Below are 16320 nucleotides of genomic sequence, written 5' to 3' on the forward strand. Positions count from 1 at the left end.
ACCGCAGCCAGCGCAGCCCGCGCAGGCCGCCGCGCGAGGCGACGTTGGTGTCATCGTTGTGGGCCATCAGCCACAGCAGGCTGTCCAGCAGCGCCCGCTGTTCGTCGCCGCCGGCGGCCAGCCGTTGCCGATACAGCGGCAGCGCGCCGTCAAGCACCAACCGAAAACCGGACTCCGCCTCGCCGCGCGCGCCGCTGAGGCCATACGCAGCGAACAAGCGCTGGCCGGCGGTCTGCCCGGCGTTGTTGCGCCGCAGCTCACGGTCCACCAGCCCCCGACACATCGCCGCTACCTCGCCGCACAGCGCCTCCGCGCCGATGTCACGGCCCTGCTGCTGCAGGCGGCCGAAGGCGGCGCACAGCAACCCGAGTGAGAACACGCTGCCCTTGTGGGTGTTAATGCCGCCGGTGGCGCGAAACATCTGGTTTTCGCAGGCCATGCCGAGCGGCCGCAGCCGCGCCAGCTGCTGCTCTGCCGGCAAAGCCGCGTCTTCCCGTCCGCGTTGGATAAAGCGCGGCAGCCACACGCCGATGGCGCGGGCGCTGCGGTAGAAGTGCCCGAGATCCATGTCGCGGTGGGCGCCGGTGTTATGGCGATCCACCAGCCCCGGCTTGGGCGTGAGGTTGACTTCCACCAGCAGCGCGCGAAAGGCGGCGCGGGCGAAGTCGCAAGCCGGTTCGGCACGGCGGGCGGGCAGGTTAATCGGCAGAGATCGCATCGTTGAACATCCTTTCCATTTCTTGCAGCAGCTGCTCGCTGCCATGCCGCCGCTGGCGGGCGCAGATCTTGGCCGGTTGGCCGCACAGCAGGCAGCGCCGTTCCGGCAGGCCGATGTCGCGGCGCGACAAAATGCGCCCCTGCGCATCCAGCACGTCGATATCCCACAGCCGGCCGATCGGGCGACTCACCTCCAGCTGCATGGCGCAATCTTTCACCCGCTGGGCGTCGGCGCGCAGCGCCACAAACCCTTCGCAGCCGGTGGAAAGCGCCAGCGCCTCGGCCTGCGGGCTGGGCCAGCCCTGCTCGGCGCACAGCCGCAGCAGCGCCGCCCACCCGAGGTTGAAGATGCCGCGCGTCAGCGCGCTGTCCTTCACCGGGCCGGGGACGACCAGCGTCAGCACCAGCAGCGTGCACTCGTGCTGCGCCAGCCACGCCTGCTGGCGCGCCTGGCGGCATTCGCGGCTGGTGAGCAGCTCCGGCAGGCTGACCGCGCGTTCGGCGGCCAGTTGAGGATCGACGGCGGCCATCGGTTACTCCGCCACCTGATGCACCACGTCGATCACCGAGCCGTCGCGGTAGCGCACCACCGCCACCACCTTGTCTGTAAAGGCGATCGGCTGCGGTTCGCCGGTCAGCTGCAGCGCGCGGGCGCGCAGCCAGTCGATGCTCACCACCTCGAGCCCGGCCTCCCGCAGGCGCTGCGCCAGCTCCGGCCGCGCCGGGTTGACGGCGATGCCGTGGTCGGTCACCAGAATGTCGATGCTGGAACCCGGCGTGACGCAGGTGGTCACCTGCTCCACCAGCGTCGGGATGCGCCCGCGCACCAGCGGCGCGACGATGATCGCCAGCCGCGCGGCGGCGGCGGTGTCGCAGTGGCCGCCGGACGCGCCGCGCAGCACGCCGTCGGAGCCGGTCAGCACGTTAACGTTGAAGCCGGTGTCGATTTCCAGCGCGCTCAGCACCACCACGTCGAGCCGATCGACCGACGCGCCCTTGGAGCTGAAGTTGGCGTACTGGTTGGCGCTGATTTCGATATGGCGCGGGTTGCGCGCCAGCGAGGTCGCCGCCGCCCGATCGAAGCTCTGCACGTCCAGCAGCTTGCCGATCAACCCTTTCTCGTGCAGATCCACCATGGTCGAGGTGATGCCGCCGAGGGCGAACGCGGCGCGAATGCCGCGGGCGCGCATCTTGTCCTCCAGGAAACGGGTCACCGCCAGCGAGGCGCCGCCGGTGCCGGTTTGCAGCGAAAACCCTTCGGTGAAGTAGCCTGAACCGGCGATCACCTCGGCGGCGCGGCGGGCGATCAGCAGCTCGCGCGGGTTCGAGGTCATGCGCGTGGCGTCGGCGCCGATCTTGTCGGCGTCGCCCACCCGCTCCAGCTGCACGATCAGATCCACCCGATCCTGCGCCAGGCTGGCGGGATGATGCGGATACGGCACCAGCTGCTCGGTCAGCAGCACCACGGTGCCCGCCGCCTCGGCGTCCACCCGCGCATAGCCGAGCGAGCCGCAGCAGGCTTCACCGCTGTAGCCGTTGGCGTTGCCGAACTCATCGCAGGCCGGCACGCCGAGGAAGGCCACGTCTATCTTCAGCTCGCCGGATTCAATCAGGTTGACCCGGCCGCCGTGCGAGTGAATTTGCACCGGCTCCGCCAGCAGGCCGCGCGAAACGGCGTCCGCCAGCGGGCCGCGCAGCCCGGAGGTGTAAATGCGGCTTACCACGCCGTGGCGGATATGCTCAACCAACGGCGCATGGCAGTCGGTCAGCGAGCTGGAGGCCAGCGTCAGGTTGCGGAACCCCATCGCCGCCAGCGTCTCCATCACCTGATTGAGCGCCAGATCGCCGCCGCGAAACGCATGGTGGAAGGAGATGGTCATGCCGTCCTGCAGCCCGCTGCGGCGCACCGCTTCCTGCAAGGAGTCGCACAGCTTGAGATCGCGCGGTTTGCGCGCCTGCAGGTTGGCTTTGGACACGTCCTGATAGCCCGGCAGATCCGCCGGGTTGGCGAAGGTCATCAATCGTTGTTGGCGGTTCATCATGCTTCCTCCCCGTGCTGCGCCGGTTCTTCCCGTAAGCCGGACAGCGCGGCGCGCTCCAGCACCAGCCGGGCGCGTTCAATCACCGGGCTGTCGACCATTTTTCCGTTGAGCGACACCACGCCGCGCCCTTCCCGCTCCGCCGCCTCGGCGGCGTCCACCACCCGCTGCGCGTGCGCCACCTCTTTGGCGGTCGGCGCATACAGGTTGTGCAGCAGCTCAATCTGGCGCGGGTTAATCAGCGATTTGCCGTCGAAGCCGAGCTGTTTGATCAGCGCCGCTTCCTGCAGGAAGCCGGCTTCGTTGTTGGCGTCGGAGTAGACGGTGTCGAACGCCTGAATGCAGGCGGCGCGCGCCGCCTGCAGCAGCGAGCAGCGGGCGAACAGCAGCTCGATGCCCTCCGGCGAGCGTTCGGTGCGCAGGTTGCGCACATAGTCTTCCGCCCCCAGCGCGATGCCGATAAGACGCGGCGAAGCGTGCGCGATCGCCACCGCGTTGGTGATGCCCTGCGCCGATTCGATCGCCGCCAGCAGCCCGGTGCTGCCGACCGGCCGGCCGCAGGCCGCCTCGATGGCGGCAATCTCGCGCTCCATGTCGACAACGTCCTGCGCGCTGTCGGTCTTCGGCAGGCGCACGATGTCCGCGCCGCCGCGTACCACCGCCTGCAGGTCCGCCAGGCCGTAGGCGGAGTCGAGCGCATTGACGCGCACGATGGTTTCCACCTCCTGGTACAGCGGGTGCTGCAGCGCGTGGTACACCAGCCGGCGCGCCGCGTCTTTTTCACGCAGGATCACCGAGTCTTCCAGATCGAACATCAGCGCATCGGCCTGATAGATAAAGGCGTTGCTGACCATCGCCGCGTTGGCGCCGGGAACGAACAGCATGCTGCGGCGCAGCCGGGTTTTATTCAGCGTTTTCATCTTTCGCCTCCCACGGCAGTTGGCCGCTCTCGCAGGCGCGCATCAGCGCGGTTTCCAGCCGGGCGCGCAGCACGCAGTCCAGCGCCCCTTTGTCGTCGACGATCACCTGCACCGGCTCCACCTCATAACGCTGCAGCACCTCCAGCAGGGTGCGGCGGATCGCCGCGCCGAACTGTTTTTCCACGCTGCTGGCGATCAACAGATCGTGCTGCGGCCCCTCGGCGGGCGCGATGCGCACCATGACATCGCTGGATTCCAGCGTGCCGGCCATTGCTTCTCGGATAATTTTCATCATTCACCTGATTGTGCGGACTCAAAAGGATGCGGGGCCGCCTTGGCCCGGCGCTGCGTTTGCAGATCCTGCAGGTAGTACAGGGTGTCCGGCGGCACCAGCGGCGCGGCGGCGTGGAAGTCCCCCGCCGCCAGCAGCTTGCGTACCCAGGAGGCGGAGATCGCCGTGCCCTGATATTGCAAACGCTCGATTTCCACCAGCGCGATCGGCGGGCTGGGCAGCGCCGGCGTTTCCAGCCAGTAGCGCATGTCGCGGTTGTATTTCGCGGTCACCGCGCAGAACGGCTCGTTGCCGACGAAGCGGTGGGTAATGCCCAGCGCGGGCGCCAGATACTGGCGGAAGATCTTCAGATCGATTTCGGTGTAACAGTCGTCGGCCACGCCCTGATCCTTGATGAAGTAACAGGGGAAGGTGGCGCGCGAGATCACGTACTGCGAGCCTTCGTGTACCGTGAGGTTGGGGATGTCGGCGGTGCCGGCCAGCACCAGCCGGCGGCGGTCTTCATAGCTGAAGCGCGAGGTGTTTTCCTTCACCAGAAACAGGTGCAGCCAGTCGCAGCGTTTGGCCGCCTGACGCACCAGATACTGATGCCCGCGTGTGAAGGGGTTGGCGTTCATCACGATGCTGCCGATGGTCTCGCCCGGCCGGCGCTGGCTCGCCAGCTGGGCGGCGTAGCGCTTCAGGCGGCACGGGCTGTTTTCCATCAGCACCACGATGCCCGGCACGGTGGCGATCGGGTAGAAACCGCACTGGCGGAACAGCGGCTCGTTCTGCACCTTGGTGTAGATAAACAGCTGGGTGTGGTGGCGCTCGTAGGCCAGGTTCACCAGCTCGGTCGCCAGCGCCAGCGCCAACCCTTCGCCGCGCATCAGCGGACTGATGGCGACGCATTTGATAATATTGTCGGCGATGCCGCCGCAGGCGACCAATTTGTCGTGCTGGGTAACAGTAATAAATATTTCAACCGTGGTGTCGATATTCAGATCGTTACTGCGCAAGAAGGCACTTATTTCCGAAATCGCTTTATGATCCGATCGCTTTACCCGATTAAATACGGCATCGCCTAACATAACACGCTCTCTGGGTTAACTGGCACACAACAAGTTAAATACAAAAAGGCATTTTAATTAACATCAATGACGGCAATTAAAACCTTAAAAACCATGAAGATAAACGCCGCTTCGCGTTCGATAAATCAATGGTAAACAGAAAAAAAACGCCAATTATTGACCTATTTCACAAACCGTTCCCGGTTAATAAGTTATTTAATGTTCTTTATTTGCTTAATTAATCTTATGGTGTTTATTATTGAGATAATCTTTATTTAGCGCCGCAATTTACTTACATTCATTTAGCATCTTGATTGCAATAGTAGGTTTCATTATGGAATGGCTGAACATCCTGATCGTTGAAGACGAAACGCCGCTGGCGGAGATGCACGCGGAGTTTATCCGCCAGAACGGCGGCTGCCGCCAGATTTGGCTGGCCGGCACCCTGGCGCAGGCGCGCGCCATGACCGAGCGCTTCAAGCCGGACCTGATCCTGCTGGACAACTTTCTGCCCGACGGCCAGGGCATCACCCTGCTGCGCGAACTGACGCTGAGCGGGTATCGCGGCGGCATCGTGTTCATCACCGCCGCCAGCGACATGGCCACCGTGGCCGAGGCGTTGCGCTACGGCGTGTTCGACTACCTGATCAAACCGCTGGCCTATGACCGGCTGAGCCAGACATTGCAGCGCTTCAGCCAGCGCCGCGAAGCGTTGAAGGACAAAGCGCGCCTCAACCAGCGCCGCATCGACGAGATGTTCAACACCTATGCCCGCGGCGAGCAGCAGGCGGCGCTGCCCGCCGGCATCGACGAGCTGACGCTGGGCAAGATCCGCGCGCTGTTCGCCGAACCCGCCGCGCGCCACACCGCTGAAAGCGTTGCGCAAAAAATGGGGCTCAGCCGCACCACCGCGCGCCGTTATCTGGAGTTTTGCACCGCCGCACAGCAGCTGCGCGCCGAGATCATTTACGGCAAGGTCGGCCGCCCACAGCGGATCTACCGCGCCGGCGAACCGCATTAACGGTTATTTGATCGCCCTTGCAAGGTTGCGTGTAACCGCTTTACTTTTTATGCGACGGTCAGCATCTTGGTGAGCATCACCTAGACGACTGGACGATCGCCGATGCCTGCTGCGCCCCATGCTTCCCTGACCGAAATCCTCGCCCGCCGTGACTGGCAAAACCCGGCCTGCACCCACTACCGCCGACTGGACGCTCACCCGCCGTTCGCCAGCTGGCGCACGGTGGAAGACGCGCGCGATGACGCCCCCAGCGCCAGCCGCCGGTCGCTGAACGGCGAGTGGCGCTTCAGCTATTTCCCGCGCCCAGAGGCGGCGCCGGAGTGCTGGCTGCAGCAGGATCTGCCGGACGCCGCCCCGCTGGCGGTGCCGAGCAACTGGCAGCTCGCCGGCTACGACGCGCCGATTTACACCAACGTGCGCTACCCGTTCCCGGTCGATCCGCCGCGCGTGCCGGAAGACAATCCGACCGGCTGCTATTCACGCACCTTCAACGTCGATCCGGCCTGGCTGGCCGCCGGCCAGACGCGCGTCATCTTCGACGGCGTCAACTCGGCGTTCTATTTATGGTGCAACGGCCACTGGGTCGGCTATTCGCAGGACAGCCGCCTGCCGGCGGAGTTCGATCTCGGCCCGTGGCTGCAGCCGGGTGAAAATCGGCTGGCGGTGATGGTGCTGCGCTGGTGCGACGGCAGCTATCTGGAAGATCAGGACATGTGGCGCATGAGCGGCATCTTCCGCGACGTCAGCCTGCTGCACAAACCCGCCGCGCACCTGAGCGATGTGCGCATCACCACCCCGCTGCATGACGGCTTTACCCGCGGCGAACTGGTGGTGACGGCGCGCGCCAGCCGGCCCGGCCCGCTGCTGGTGCAGGTTCAGCTGTGGCGCGATGGCGCGCGGGTGGCCGAGCGCACCCAGCCACTCGGCAGCGAGATCGTGGACGAACGCGGCGCCTATGACGATCGCGTCACGCTGCGCCTGCCGGTGGAACGCCCGGCGCTGTGGAGCGCCGAAACGCCCGCGCTGTATCGCGCTACCGTCGCCCTGCTCTCGCCCGAAGGGGAGATTATCGAGGTGGAAGCCTATGACGTCGGCTTTCGCCAGGTGGAAATCAGCGGCGGGCTGTTGAAGCTCAACGGGCAGCCGCTGCTGATCCGCGGCGTTAACCGCCACGAGCATCACCCGCGCCACGGCCAGGTGATGGACGAGGCGACGATGCGCCACGATATCCTGCTGATGAAGCAGCACAACTTCAACGCGGTGCGCTGCTCGCACTATCCCAACCACCCGCTGTGGTATCGGTTGTGCGACCGCTACGGGCTGTACGTGGTGGACGAAGCCAATATCGAGACCCACGGCATGCAGCCGATGAACCGCCTGGCTGACGATCCGCTGTGGCTGCCGGCGATGAGCGAGCGCGTCACCCGCATGGTGCAGCGCGATCGCAACCACCCTTGCATCATCATCTGGTCGCTGGGCAACGAGTCCGGCCACGGCGTAAACCACGACGCGCTGTACCGCTGGGTGAAAAGCCAGGATCCGACCCGCCCGGTGCAATATGAAGGCGGCGGCGCCGACACTGCCGCCACCGACATCATCTGCCCGATGTATGCGCGGGTGGATCAGGATCAGCCGTTCCCGGCGGTGCCCAAATGGGCGATCGGCAAGTGGATCGGCCTGCCGGAGGAACAGCGCCCGCTGATCCTGTGCGAATACGCCCATGCGATGGGCAACAGCTTCGGCGGCTTTGAGCGCTACTGGCGCGCGTTCCACGCACATCCGCGCCTGCAGGGCGGCTTTGTCTGGGACTGGGTCGATCAGGCGCTGATCCGGCGCGACGAACGCGGCGAAGAATTTTGGGCCTACGGCGGCGACTTCGGCGACACCCCCAACGATCGCCAGTTCTGCCTGAACGGGCTGGTGTTCGCGGATCGCACCCCGCACCCGGCGCTGTTCGAAGCGCAGCGGGCGCAGCAGCTGTTCCGCTTCGCCTTCGACGCCGCCTCGCTGACGCTGACCGTCACCAGCGACTACCTGTTCCGCCACACCGACAACGAGCAGCTCAACTGGCGGCTGGAGCTGGACGGCGTGGAGCGCGCCAGCGGCAGCCTCGATCTGGCGCTGCCGCCGCAGGGCAGCGCTAGCTTCACCCTGCTCGACCGGCTGCCGATGCTGCATCAGCCCGGCGAACTGTGGCTGAACGTGGAGGTGGTGCAACCGCAGGCCACCGACTGGTCTGAAGCGCACCACCGCTGCGCCTGGGATCAGTGGCGGGTGCCGCGCGCGCTGCATCCCGCGCCGCCGCCGGCGCAGGGCGTGCCGCCAACGCTTATTGAAAATGATGAAGGGCTGACGCTTACCCATGGCGACCAGCGCTGGCGCTTCGAGCGCAGCAGCGGCCATCTGACGCAGTGGTGGCAGAATGAGCAGCCGCAGCTGCTGACGCCGCTGCGCGACGGTTTTGCGCGCGCGCCGATCGATAACGACATCGGCGTCAGCGAGGCGAACCATATCGATCCCAACGCCTGGGTCGAACGCTGGAAGCTGGCAGGCCTGTACCGGCTGGAAGAGCGCTGCACGCGGCTGCAGGCGGATGCGCTGCAAAACGGCGTGCGGGTGGTGAGCGAACACCAGTTCGGCGTGGACGGGGAGATTTTGCTGATCAGCCGCAAACAGTGGCTGTTCGACGCGCTGGGCGCGGTGAGCGTGAACGTGGAGGTCGAGGTGGCCGACGCCCTGCCGCCGCCGGCGCGCATCGGCCTGCACTGCCAACTGGCGACGGTGCAGCCGCAGGCGGAATGGCTGGGCCTGGGCCCGCACGAAAACTACCCGGATCGCCGCCTGGCCGCGCAGCACGGGCGCTGGCGCCTGCCGCTGGCGGACCTGCATACGCCGTATATTTTCCCCGGCGAGAACGGCCTGCGCTGTGACACCCGCAGCCTGCGCTACGGCGGCTGGCGCATCGACGGCCGCTTCCACTTCTCGCTCAGCCGTTACGGCCTGCAACAGCTGATGGCCTGCAGCCACCAGCATCTGCTGCAGCCGGAAGCGGGCACCTGGCTGCATCTGGACGGCTTCCATATGGGAGTGGGCGGCGACGACTCCTGGAGCCCGAGCGTGCACCGGGATTACCTGCTCACCGCCGGCGTTTACCGCTATCAGCTGCGCCTGCAGCGAGCACCAGAGGGCTAAATCTGCCAAAAAACTCAACGGGTTGCGCATTCTGTAAGCAAACAGTCACAGAATGTGTAATCCGCCTTTGACATGCCGACGGCGCCTCGCTATTATTCGCCCCGTTCACACGATTCCTCTGTAGTTCAGTCGGTAGAACGGCGGACTGTTAATCCGTATGTCACTGGTTCGAGTCCAGTCAGAGGAGCCATATTTAGAGAAGCCCGCTTAAGGAAACTTAAGCGGGCTTTTTGCTGTCAGGCGGTCATAATCGGTGATCCCTACGCCCTCCCTACCCGACACCGTTCAGCCATCCGTTGAACGGGTCAGTTTCTCCCATTGTTCAATTTCCTGACCTAACGCCTCGAGCTTTTGCCGCACCAAACTTAATGCGTCACTGCCTAACAACAGATGCGTGGGTGGGGTCTGGCTCTCGATCAATGCCAGTATGGCGTGAGCCGCCTTCACCGGATCGCCGAGTTGCTTGCCGCTTTTTTCCTGGCGCGCCTGACGAACAGGTTCAAATAACGCGTCATAGTCCGGGAGACGGCGAGGGCTGCGTACCATTGAACGCCCAGCCCAGTCCGTTCGAAACGAACCGGGCGCCACTGCGGTCACGCGTATGTTGAACGGGGTAAGCTCCTGACTTAACGCTTCTGATATCCCTTCCAGTGCAAATTTGCTGCCGCAGTAATAGCTGATACCGGGCAAGGTAATGAAACTGCCCATTGAGGTGATATTGATAATGTGGCCGCGACGGCGCTGGCGCATGCCCGGCAGCACGGCTTTGATCATCGCCACCGCGCCAAACACATTGACGTCAAACTGGCGGCGCAGCTCTGCAAGCGGGGATTCTTCCAGAATGCCTTCGTGGCCGTAACCGGCATTGTTCACCAGCACATCTATCGGACCGACGGCGGACTCAATCTCTCCAACCACCTCATCAATACGCTCAACGTCCGTGACATCAAGCAGATAGCCAAAAGCCCGCTGCGTATCGAGCGCGCCGAAAGCCTGTAGCGCTTCGCTGTTGCGCACCGTCCCTATAACCCGATGCCCCACGGCGAGGGCTTCCCGCGCCAGCGCCTGACCAAAGCCACTGCTGACGCCGGTAATTAAAATCGTTTTTGCAGATGCCATAAAAAGAACTCCCATGAACCATGAAGGTTGCATGGTATTCTCTGCCCTGCCGCATTTTTAGGCCGTATCTTCTCTTTTTCTTGCCTGATTTTATGAGGTGGTGGGATGTCCGACATGATTGCCCTGATGAATAGACTTGCGGTGCAAGAGGGATACAACCTCACTGCCCTACCTGATGTGCGAATTTTGCGTTCCGATCGCCCGCTTGCCAGAACGCCGGTGCTGTACGATCCGGGGATCGTGATTGTCTGCCAGGGCAGCAAACGCGGCTATTTCGGTCAACAGACCTATTTATATGATGAGCAGCACTACCTGGCGGTTTCGGTGCCGGTGCCGTTTGTGATGGAAACTGACGCGTCGGCAGCACATCCGCTGCTGGCGATTTACATGCATCTGGATTTTCAGCTTGCCGCGGAACTGATGTTGCAGATTGAACAACATGGCGCCCCGCATCCTCCCGCCGCGCCGCAAAGCATGATGTCGAGCCCCATGGACGACACGGTAAAAATGGCCGTACTTCGCTTACTTGACGTCCTGGCCAACCCGCTTGAGGCGGCAATCCTCGGTCCGGCGCGGGTACGAGAGCTCTATTTCCGCGTGCTGACAGGCGCACAGGGTAACGCGATGCGTGCCGCGCTGGCCTTACAGGGCCAGTTTGGCAAAATCGGTAAAGCGTTGCAGCACATCCACGCCACTTACGCGGAGCCGTTAACGCTGACGCAGCTGGCGATGCTGGCCGGCATGAGCGTGCCGACCTTTCATAGCCATTTCAAAGCGATAACGCAGATGCCGCCGATGCAGTATGTGAAATCGGTACGACTGCACCAGGCACGGATGCTGATGGTGCGCCAACAAATCACCGCCGCTGCTGCGAGTTACGCCGTTGGCTATGAAAGCCCATCGCAATTTAACCGCGAATTCAAACGTCTGTTTGGCCTGCCACCGGCAGAGGAGATAAAACGCATGCAGCGTCACTTCGCCATTCCGCCCGCGCAGCCTGCCTCGGTATTTGTTTCATCGCACTGAGGCTGATTTGGTATGGCGAACGCGACCTTGAGGTATGGAGTGTTCGCTTCTGGCACTAAGCGGACGAACTAACTGAGTTGACGGCCTGCTGTGAGCGAGAACCTGACGTTGTTATCCTAACTTATATCTAAGCGACTTTTAATATGTTCGGATGCATCTGGGCGAGTTATCAGGAATGCTGAACATTGATGTCAATGAATGCCACTAACATCTGGTCTGGATGTGACCGAGGCAGATAATTCGGGGTAACAACGCTATACGCTTTAAGGTTTTCCGGTCAACTAACCCGCTGAATAAGTGAGATCTTTTTTACCCAATACAGAAGTACTGGAGATTCAGGAAGGAGAGAAAAGCTTAGCTGGCTAATTACGAGCTGATTCCCTTGCAGTTAAATCAAGGTGAAAATCTCAAGGTTTGGGGATTGATTAGTAAGTAGAAAAAAGCGTATCTTAAGAATTATCTGAGTGGAATTACATTGCATACCCGATGAACATTTCCTCCCCAGATATCGCATTTAGAAATTGCCAAACTAAAATCATAATGCATCAAATATGGAGCTGAATATGTCAAAAAACCTATTTATTATCCTGAGTGATATACATATTAAAACATCAAATAAAAAAGATGTTCTTCATAAGCTTGAAGTTTTCATCAAAACATTAAAGGCAATCTGTAAACTAGGTGACCACCATAAAATTATAATACTAGTTTCAGGTGACATTGCATTTAGTGGAAAGACCGAAGAGTATGATTATCTTGAGAGTGTTTTTGAGGAACTTGCAACTAACTATGATTTGATAATGTGTCCGGGAAACCATGATCATGACTTTTCTAGTTATACGTCAAGCATGACACGCAATCATATGTTAAGAATGGATGTCGAACTTCAAGACGAAGAATCGATTAATATTATAAAAAAAGGAATGGGTAGCTTCTTTGATTTTAAAGAAAAATTTCAGACATTTAAACCGAAAAATGTCACCCCTCTTTCAGAAAGTTATGATATTTTAGCACAGCCAACAAATATTACCGTAGCAACATTTAATTCAGCGTGGTGTTCAATGTTGCATGAACGTGGTGGAGATATCAAGTTCCCTATTAAGTATCTTCCACGGGTAGAGAAAGGGCAAAACAATATACTTTTCTTTCACCACCCCCTTTCTTGGTTCGAACCTGATAACCAGAAAGCCATCAGAAATTTGATTCGGGATGACTATGCAATCATCGTGACAGGTCATGAACATCTTAATGATAACTTTAAAATCGTTGGTGAGAGCAATTCATGCCTTATGATTGAAGCGATGCCATTTGACGACCCGCATATTCAGGATAATGGTTTTTTGACATTTGAAATAGACGACTCTGCCGTAACCATTAATAGTTATCTATGGCATGAAGGGCAGTTTGAATTAAGTAATAGTTATAACAAAAATGAAATACTCAAATCATTTTCTATATCCAATAAAAATGCCACGGTGAGTTATGATTATTACACCAACCTTTTAGATATAGGGGTTCATTATATACACCCTGATAAAGACACAATTGACCTTAATGATGTATTTGTATATCCGAATCTTAAAGCCCTCAACGAGGATAATAAATTCGATATGAAGAAGGTATCATCAAGTGTCATTCTAAAAAATGAATACAAAAAAATGTTACTTATTGGCGATGAATACTGTGGTAAATCCACAATGCTTAGAAAATTATTTATAGATGCCATTGAAAATAATCAGATACCGCTTTTGATTGAAGGAAGTTCCATCAGGAATGGAAATATAGAATACGATAAAATAATCTCACGAAGTGTAACAAAACAATATGACGACCTAAACGGCGTTGACTTTATTAATCTTGAAAGTGAAAAGATTTTGCTCCTTGATGGATTTGAATATATTAAGGGTGACAGAAAATCCATCTCATCCTTCTTGGAAAAATCCTCTAACATCTTTGATAAAATTATAATAACAGTCAGTGACACCTATGACTTTAGTGGAAGCGAACTCCTAGGCGACAGTTACTTTGATAATGAGTTTTATAAATATGAGATATTAAAACTTGGGCACAGATTGCGTTATGAACTCGTTAATAAATGGAATCAGCTAAAAGAAGAGTGTAATCAGGATAACGGAGCTCTTATATTCAAAAATAACCATGCAGTTAAAACCATAACAAAGGTAATTGGCAGGAACTATGTTCCATCAACTCCATTTTTTTTACTGACACTTCTGCAGTCTATGGAAAGTGGAAATGCTCTCGAAGTCAGTGCTAATACCTATGGCTATTATTACGAGTATCTTATAACGCAAAGTTTGGGTAACGCCTCGGTCAAAAAAGATGAACTTGATGAGTTATTTAATTACGTGAAAATCCTCGCCAACCATTTCTTTACGAACAATCTCAAAGATGAATCAAGAGATGCGCTGTGGGATTTTAATCGCAATTTCTATGACGTTTACGGTGTTAAAATCGATTTTGAAAGTCGCTTTAAATTACTTATTAACGCCAAGATACTTGAAAGAAAAGAAGGCGATTATTACAAGTTCAAGTATCCCTACGTCTACTATTTCTTTATAGCAAAACATCTCTCGGACACTATCAGAACTCAAGAAACCATTGATATCATAGATGGGCTAGTATCCACGCTAGGACGCAGGAAAAGCATGAGCATATTAATGTTCCTAACACATCATTCCCGTGATGAATCAATACTAGATAAAGTCGTTTTGCAAGCTCAAAGTCTTTTCTCTGAGTCTACGCCATATCGGCTTGATGTAGATACTGAATTCGTTAACAAAATTATTAATAAATTGCCAATGTCTCCTGTAACGTTTGAGCGCCAGAACCTGCTGGAATTAAGGAAACAGATTGAGACACAAAAAGATAATATTGAAGATGGACATGAGCATGATTATGATTCAATTTTGAATCGAGAAGACAATGAAGATGAGCGTGATGAATCACGCCATCCTGTTAAAGTTGGACAGGGTCAAAAAGAGATCGATGATGCAAACAACTATCTCAAGGATATGAATCTTACCTTTAAATCCCTTGAGATTCTTGGACAACTGTCACGAAACTACTATGGCTCTCTGACGGTAATTCAGAAGAAAAAGCTACTTGAAGAAGCCATCAAAGCACCTTTGCGATCACTTGATTATTTTTTTTCACTGATAGAACAAAATACCGAAAATTCATTCGATATGATAGAAATGAAAATATTGGAAAAGTTACAGGCTAAAGTTGAAAGTAACACCGAGAATGGAATGCGGGAAATAGCTCGTAAACTCATGTTTGAAATGATATTTGGCTTATGCTTCTTCTTTATTACGAAAATATCAGCATCTATTGGTAGTACGAACCTTCAGCAGGTTATTGATGACGTCTGTAATGATATGGGTTCAAATGCTGGGAAACTTATAAAACTCGCCACGATGTTAGAGTTGGGGAATTCCGTTTCAGTTGAACAGTTAAGACGTTCGCTTAGCGAATTCGAGAAAAATCACTTATCTGACAGACTCACCAAATCAATTATACTTAATTATTTATATATGTTTGAAAGGTCAGACAAGGATGCCCAGCAAATATGTTCCCTGGCTGGCATCAATTTCGGTAGTGTATCAAAGCAAATTGGATTGGAACGATTAAAGTAAAAAAACAAATCCGAGTTATAGATTCCCCCGTCAGTTTTTGACGGGGGGATTAAACATGAAATAATGTGTGTATTAGAACTGAAAAAAAATAATTGGCATATTAAAACAACCATCATATCCGAATGCGATATTCCAATATCCTCAACTAACACTGATTTTTTTCAGCTACGCTAATAACACACTTGGTGATTATATTTTTAAACCAATTCCTGACATCAGTTAAGTCAGTATTTCTGTTATCAGGTCTAGTACCCGATCAAATTCCTGTACATTATTCGCTCACCAGCGCTTCACTGGCGGCAAAGATGTACATGGCAATTACCTTGAATTAGCTTTTTTCACGTTATGGTTATAAGCCTTGACTTATTATATTAGCTATACTTTAGTGTTCTCAGTCAAAAAGGCTAGTCCGGTTCAGCTAAAAATATATGAATATAACTGGAGAGATTCTACTCATCATTATTTACTACATAACCTTTCTCACTAAGTTTTGATCACTCGGTGAGTTGCACTCCTGAAATCCAACGTCCGCTTCTGGCACAAAACTGCCCCGGCGGATCACCTACTCAACAATCCCCACAAACACCTAAAGGCCCGCCTCGTCCCCCACGCAGGCCTTTAACCTTCAGCCATTTCTCAGCCCCCATCCCGCTCCGCAATCCGTGCCATCAACGCCCCCAACAAGGCCATATCAACCAGCAATGCCAGCGCGAAACAGGCTCCCTTTATCCCCGGTGCGGCGTAGGTTTGCACCAGCGAAACGGCAACTACTACGGCCACGATAGTCACCACCGTCGTCAGCCTGCACGCCACGGCCAACCCCGCTTGCTCCCCCACTGCCGTGCGGTAGGCGACGCCCTGCCCCAGGCCGCCGAGGGCGATGCCCGGCAGCAGGGCCGGCCAGCCGTGGCCGCCGAACAGCATTAGCAGCATCAATAGCCATCCCGCCGCCGCCAGCAAAAAGCCGTAGCGGAGAATCGCCAGCGCAGGCCGGTTCCGCAGCGGCCGTAGACGGGCCAGCGCGGCGCCGCCGAGAAACGCCAGCGCCAATGCCGTCAGCAGCATCAGGGTCGCGCCGATGCCCAGCAGATTTTCGGTCTTCAGCAGCAAGGCGCCCGCCGCGACCGGCACGCTGAGCGCCAGGGCGCTCGCCGCCGTTCCCGGGTGTTCCATGGCGCCCAGGGCGCCGTTGTTGATATAGAGGCTCATCGTTCACTCCGACATGATGGAAATGATGAAATAAATTCATTTCCCTGTTCACATGTCAGTAGCCTATCTCTTGTATAATC

The 16320-nt window shown here is 56.7% G+C and carries 12 protein-coding genes and 1 tRNA gene; 5 read left to right on the forward strand and 8 right to left on the reverse strand.

Annotation, left to right across the window (positions count from 1 at the left end; translation table 11 throughout):
* The 6 genes from citG to citC form a co-directional block, all read right to left on the reverse strand.
* Positions 1–718 (reverse strand): triphosphoribosyl-dephospho-CoA synthase CitG (gene citG / locus ACTJJ6_RS04645; protein ID WP_440827394.1); only part of this gene is annotated, 718 nt, incomplete at its 3' end.
* Entirely contained in the window at positions 699–1247 is a 549-nt protein-coding gene (citX, locus tag ACTJJ6_RS04650) for a citrate lyase holo-[acyl-carrier protein] synthase (protein WP_033639902.1), read from the reverse strand. The genes citX and citG, both read right to left, overlap by 20 nt.
* A gap of 3 nt (positions 1248–1250) precedes the next feature.
* A complete protein-coding gene (gene citF, locus ACTJJ6_RS04655; protein ID WP_028130661.1) occupies positions 1251–2756 on the reverse strand; it encodes a citrate lyase subunit alpha in 1506 nt (501 codons plus the stop codon).
* Entirely contained in the window at positions 2756–3676 is a 921-nt protein-coding gene (gene citE, locus ACTJJ6_RS04660) for a citrate (pro-3S)-lyase subunit beta (RefSeq protein WP_060452550.1), read from the reverse strand. Before citE ends, citF begins: the two co-directional genes overlap by 1 nt.
* Complete coding sequence (citD, locus tag ACTJJ6_RS04665) at positions 3660–3968, reverse strand: citrate lyase acyl carrier protein (RefSeq protein WP_046687418.1); 309 nt, start codon at positions 3966–3968, stop codon at positions 3660–3662. The genes citE and citD overlap by 17 nt, the downstream gene beginning before the upstream one ends.
* The gene (gene citC / locus ACTJJ6_RS04670) at positions 3968–5038 is read right to left on the reverse strand and encodes a [citrate (pro-3S)-lyase] ligase (protein ID WP_028127715.1); all 1071 of its coding nucleotides are present in this window, start codon (positions 5036–5038) and stop codon (positions 3968–3970) included. Before citC ends, citD begins: the two co-directional genes overlap by 1 nt.
* A 313-nt stretch (positions 5039–5351) precedes the next feature.
* Between citC and dpiA the strand changes: the two genes are divergently transcribed.
* The 3 genes from dpiA to ACTJJ6_RS04685 all read left to right on the forward strand — a co-directional run bounded on the left by dpiA (position 5352) and on the right by ACTJJ6_RS04685 (position 9420).
* Positions 5352–6038: a two-component response regulator DpiA gene (gene dpiA, locus ACTJJ6_RS04675; RefSeq protein WP_004940807.1), complete on the forward strand. Its 687-nt coding sequence runs from the start codon at positions 5352–5354 to the stop codon at positions 6036–6038.
* Between the two features lie 102 nt (positions 6039–6140).
* Entirely contained in the window at positions 6141–9230 is a 3090-nt protein-coding gene (locus tag ACTJJ6_RS04680; protein WP_143778298.1) for a beta-galactosidase, read from the forward strand.
* Between the two features lie 114 nt (positions 9231–9344).
* Positions 9345–9420, forward strand: a tRNA-Asn gene (locus tag ACTJJ6_RS04685).
* Between the two features lie 95 nt (positions 9421–9515).
* Here ACTJJ6_RS04685 and ACTJJ6_RS04690 read toward each other — a convergent pair.
* Positions 9516–10349 (reverse strand): oxidoreductase, encoded by an 834-nt coding sequence (locus tag ACTJJ6_RS04690; RefSeq protein WP_049299767.1) that lies wholly within the window; start codon positions 10347–10349, stop codon positions 9516–9518.
* Positions 10350–10454: 105 nt separating this feature from the next.
* On the opposite strand from ACTJJ6_RS04690, the gene ACTJJ6_RS04695 reads away from it, so the two are divergent.
* Both ACTJJ6_RS04695 and ACTJJ6_RS04700 read left to right on the forward strand, forming a co-directional pair.
* Positions 10455–11375 (forward strand): AraC family transcriptional regulator, encoded by a 921-nt coding sequence (locus ACTJJ6_RS04695; RefSeq protein ID WP_049299768.1) that lies wholly within the window; start codon positions 10455–10457, stop codon positions 11373–11375.
* A 563-nt stretch (positions 11376–11938) separates the two neighbouring features.
* Positions 11939–15031, forward strand: coding sequence for an STAND family AAA ATPase (locus tag ACTJJ6_RS04700; protein WP_440803204.1), 3093 nt, complete (start codon positions 11939–11941; stop codon positions 15029–15031).
* A gap of 636 nt (positions 15032–15667) precedes the next feature.
* Here ACTJJ6_RS04700 and ACTJJ6_RS04705 read toward each other — a convergent pair.
* The gene (locus ACTJJ6_RS04705) at positions 15668–16240 is read right to left on the reverse strand and encodes a hypothetical protein (protein ID WP_143778300.1); all 573 of its coding nucleotides are present in this window, start codon (positions 16238–16240) and stop codon (positions 15668–15670) included.
* Positions 16241–16320 lie beyond the last annotated feature (80 nt).

Origin of the sequence: Serratia sp. 22278, from assembly GCF_052045405.1 — a bacterium.
GTDB classification, from domain to species: domain Bacteria; phylum Pseudomonadota; class Gammaproteobacteria; order Enterobacterales; family Enterobacteriaceae; genus Serratia; species Serratia marcescens.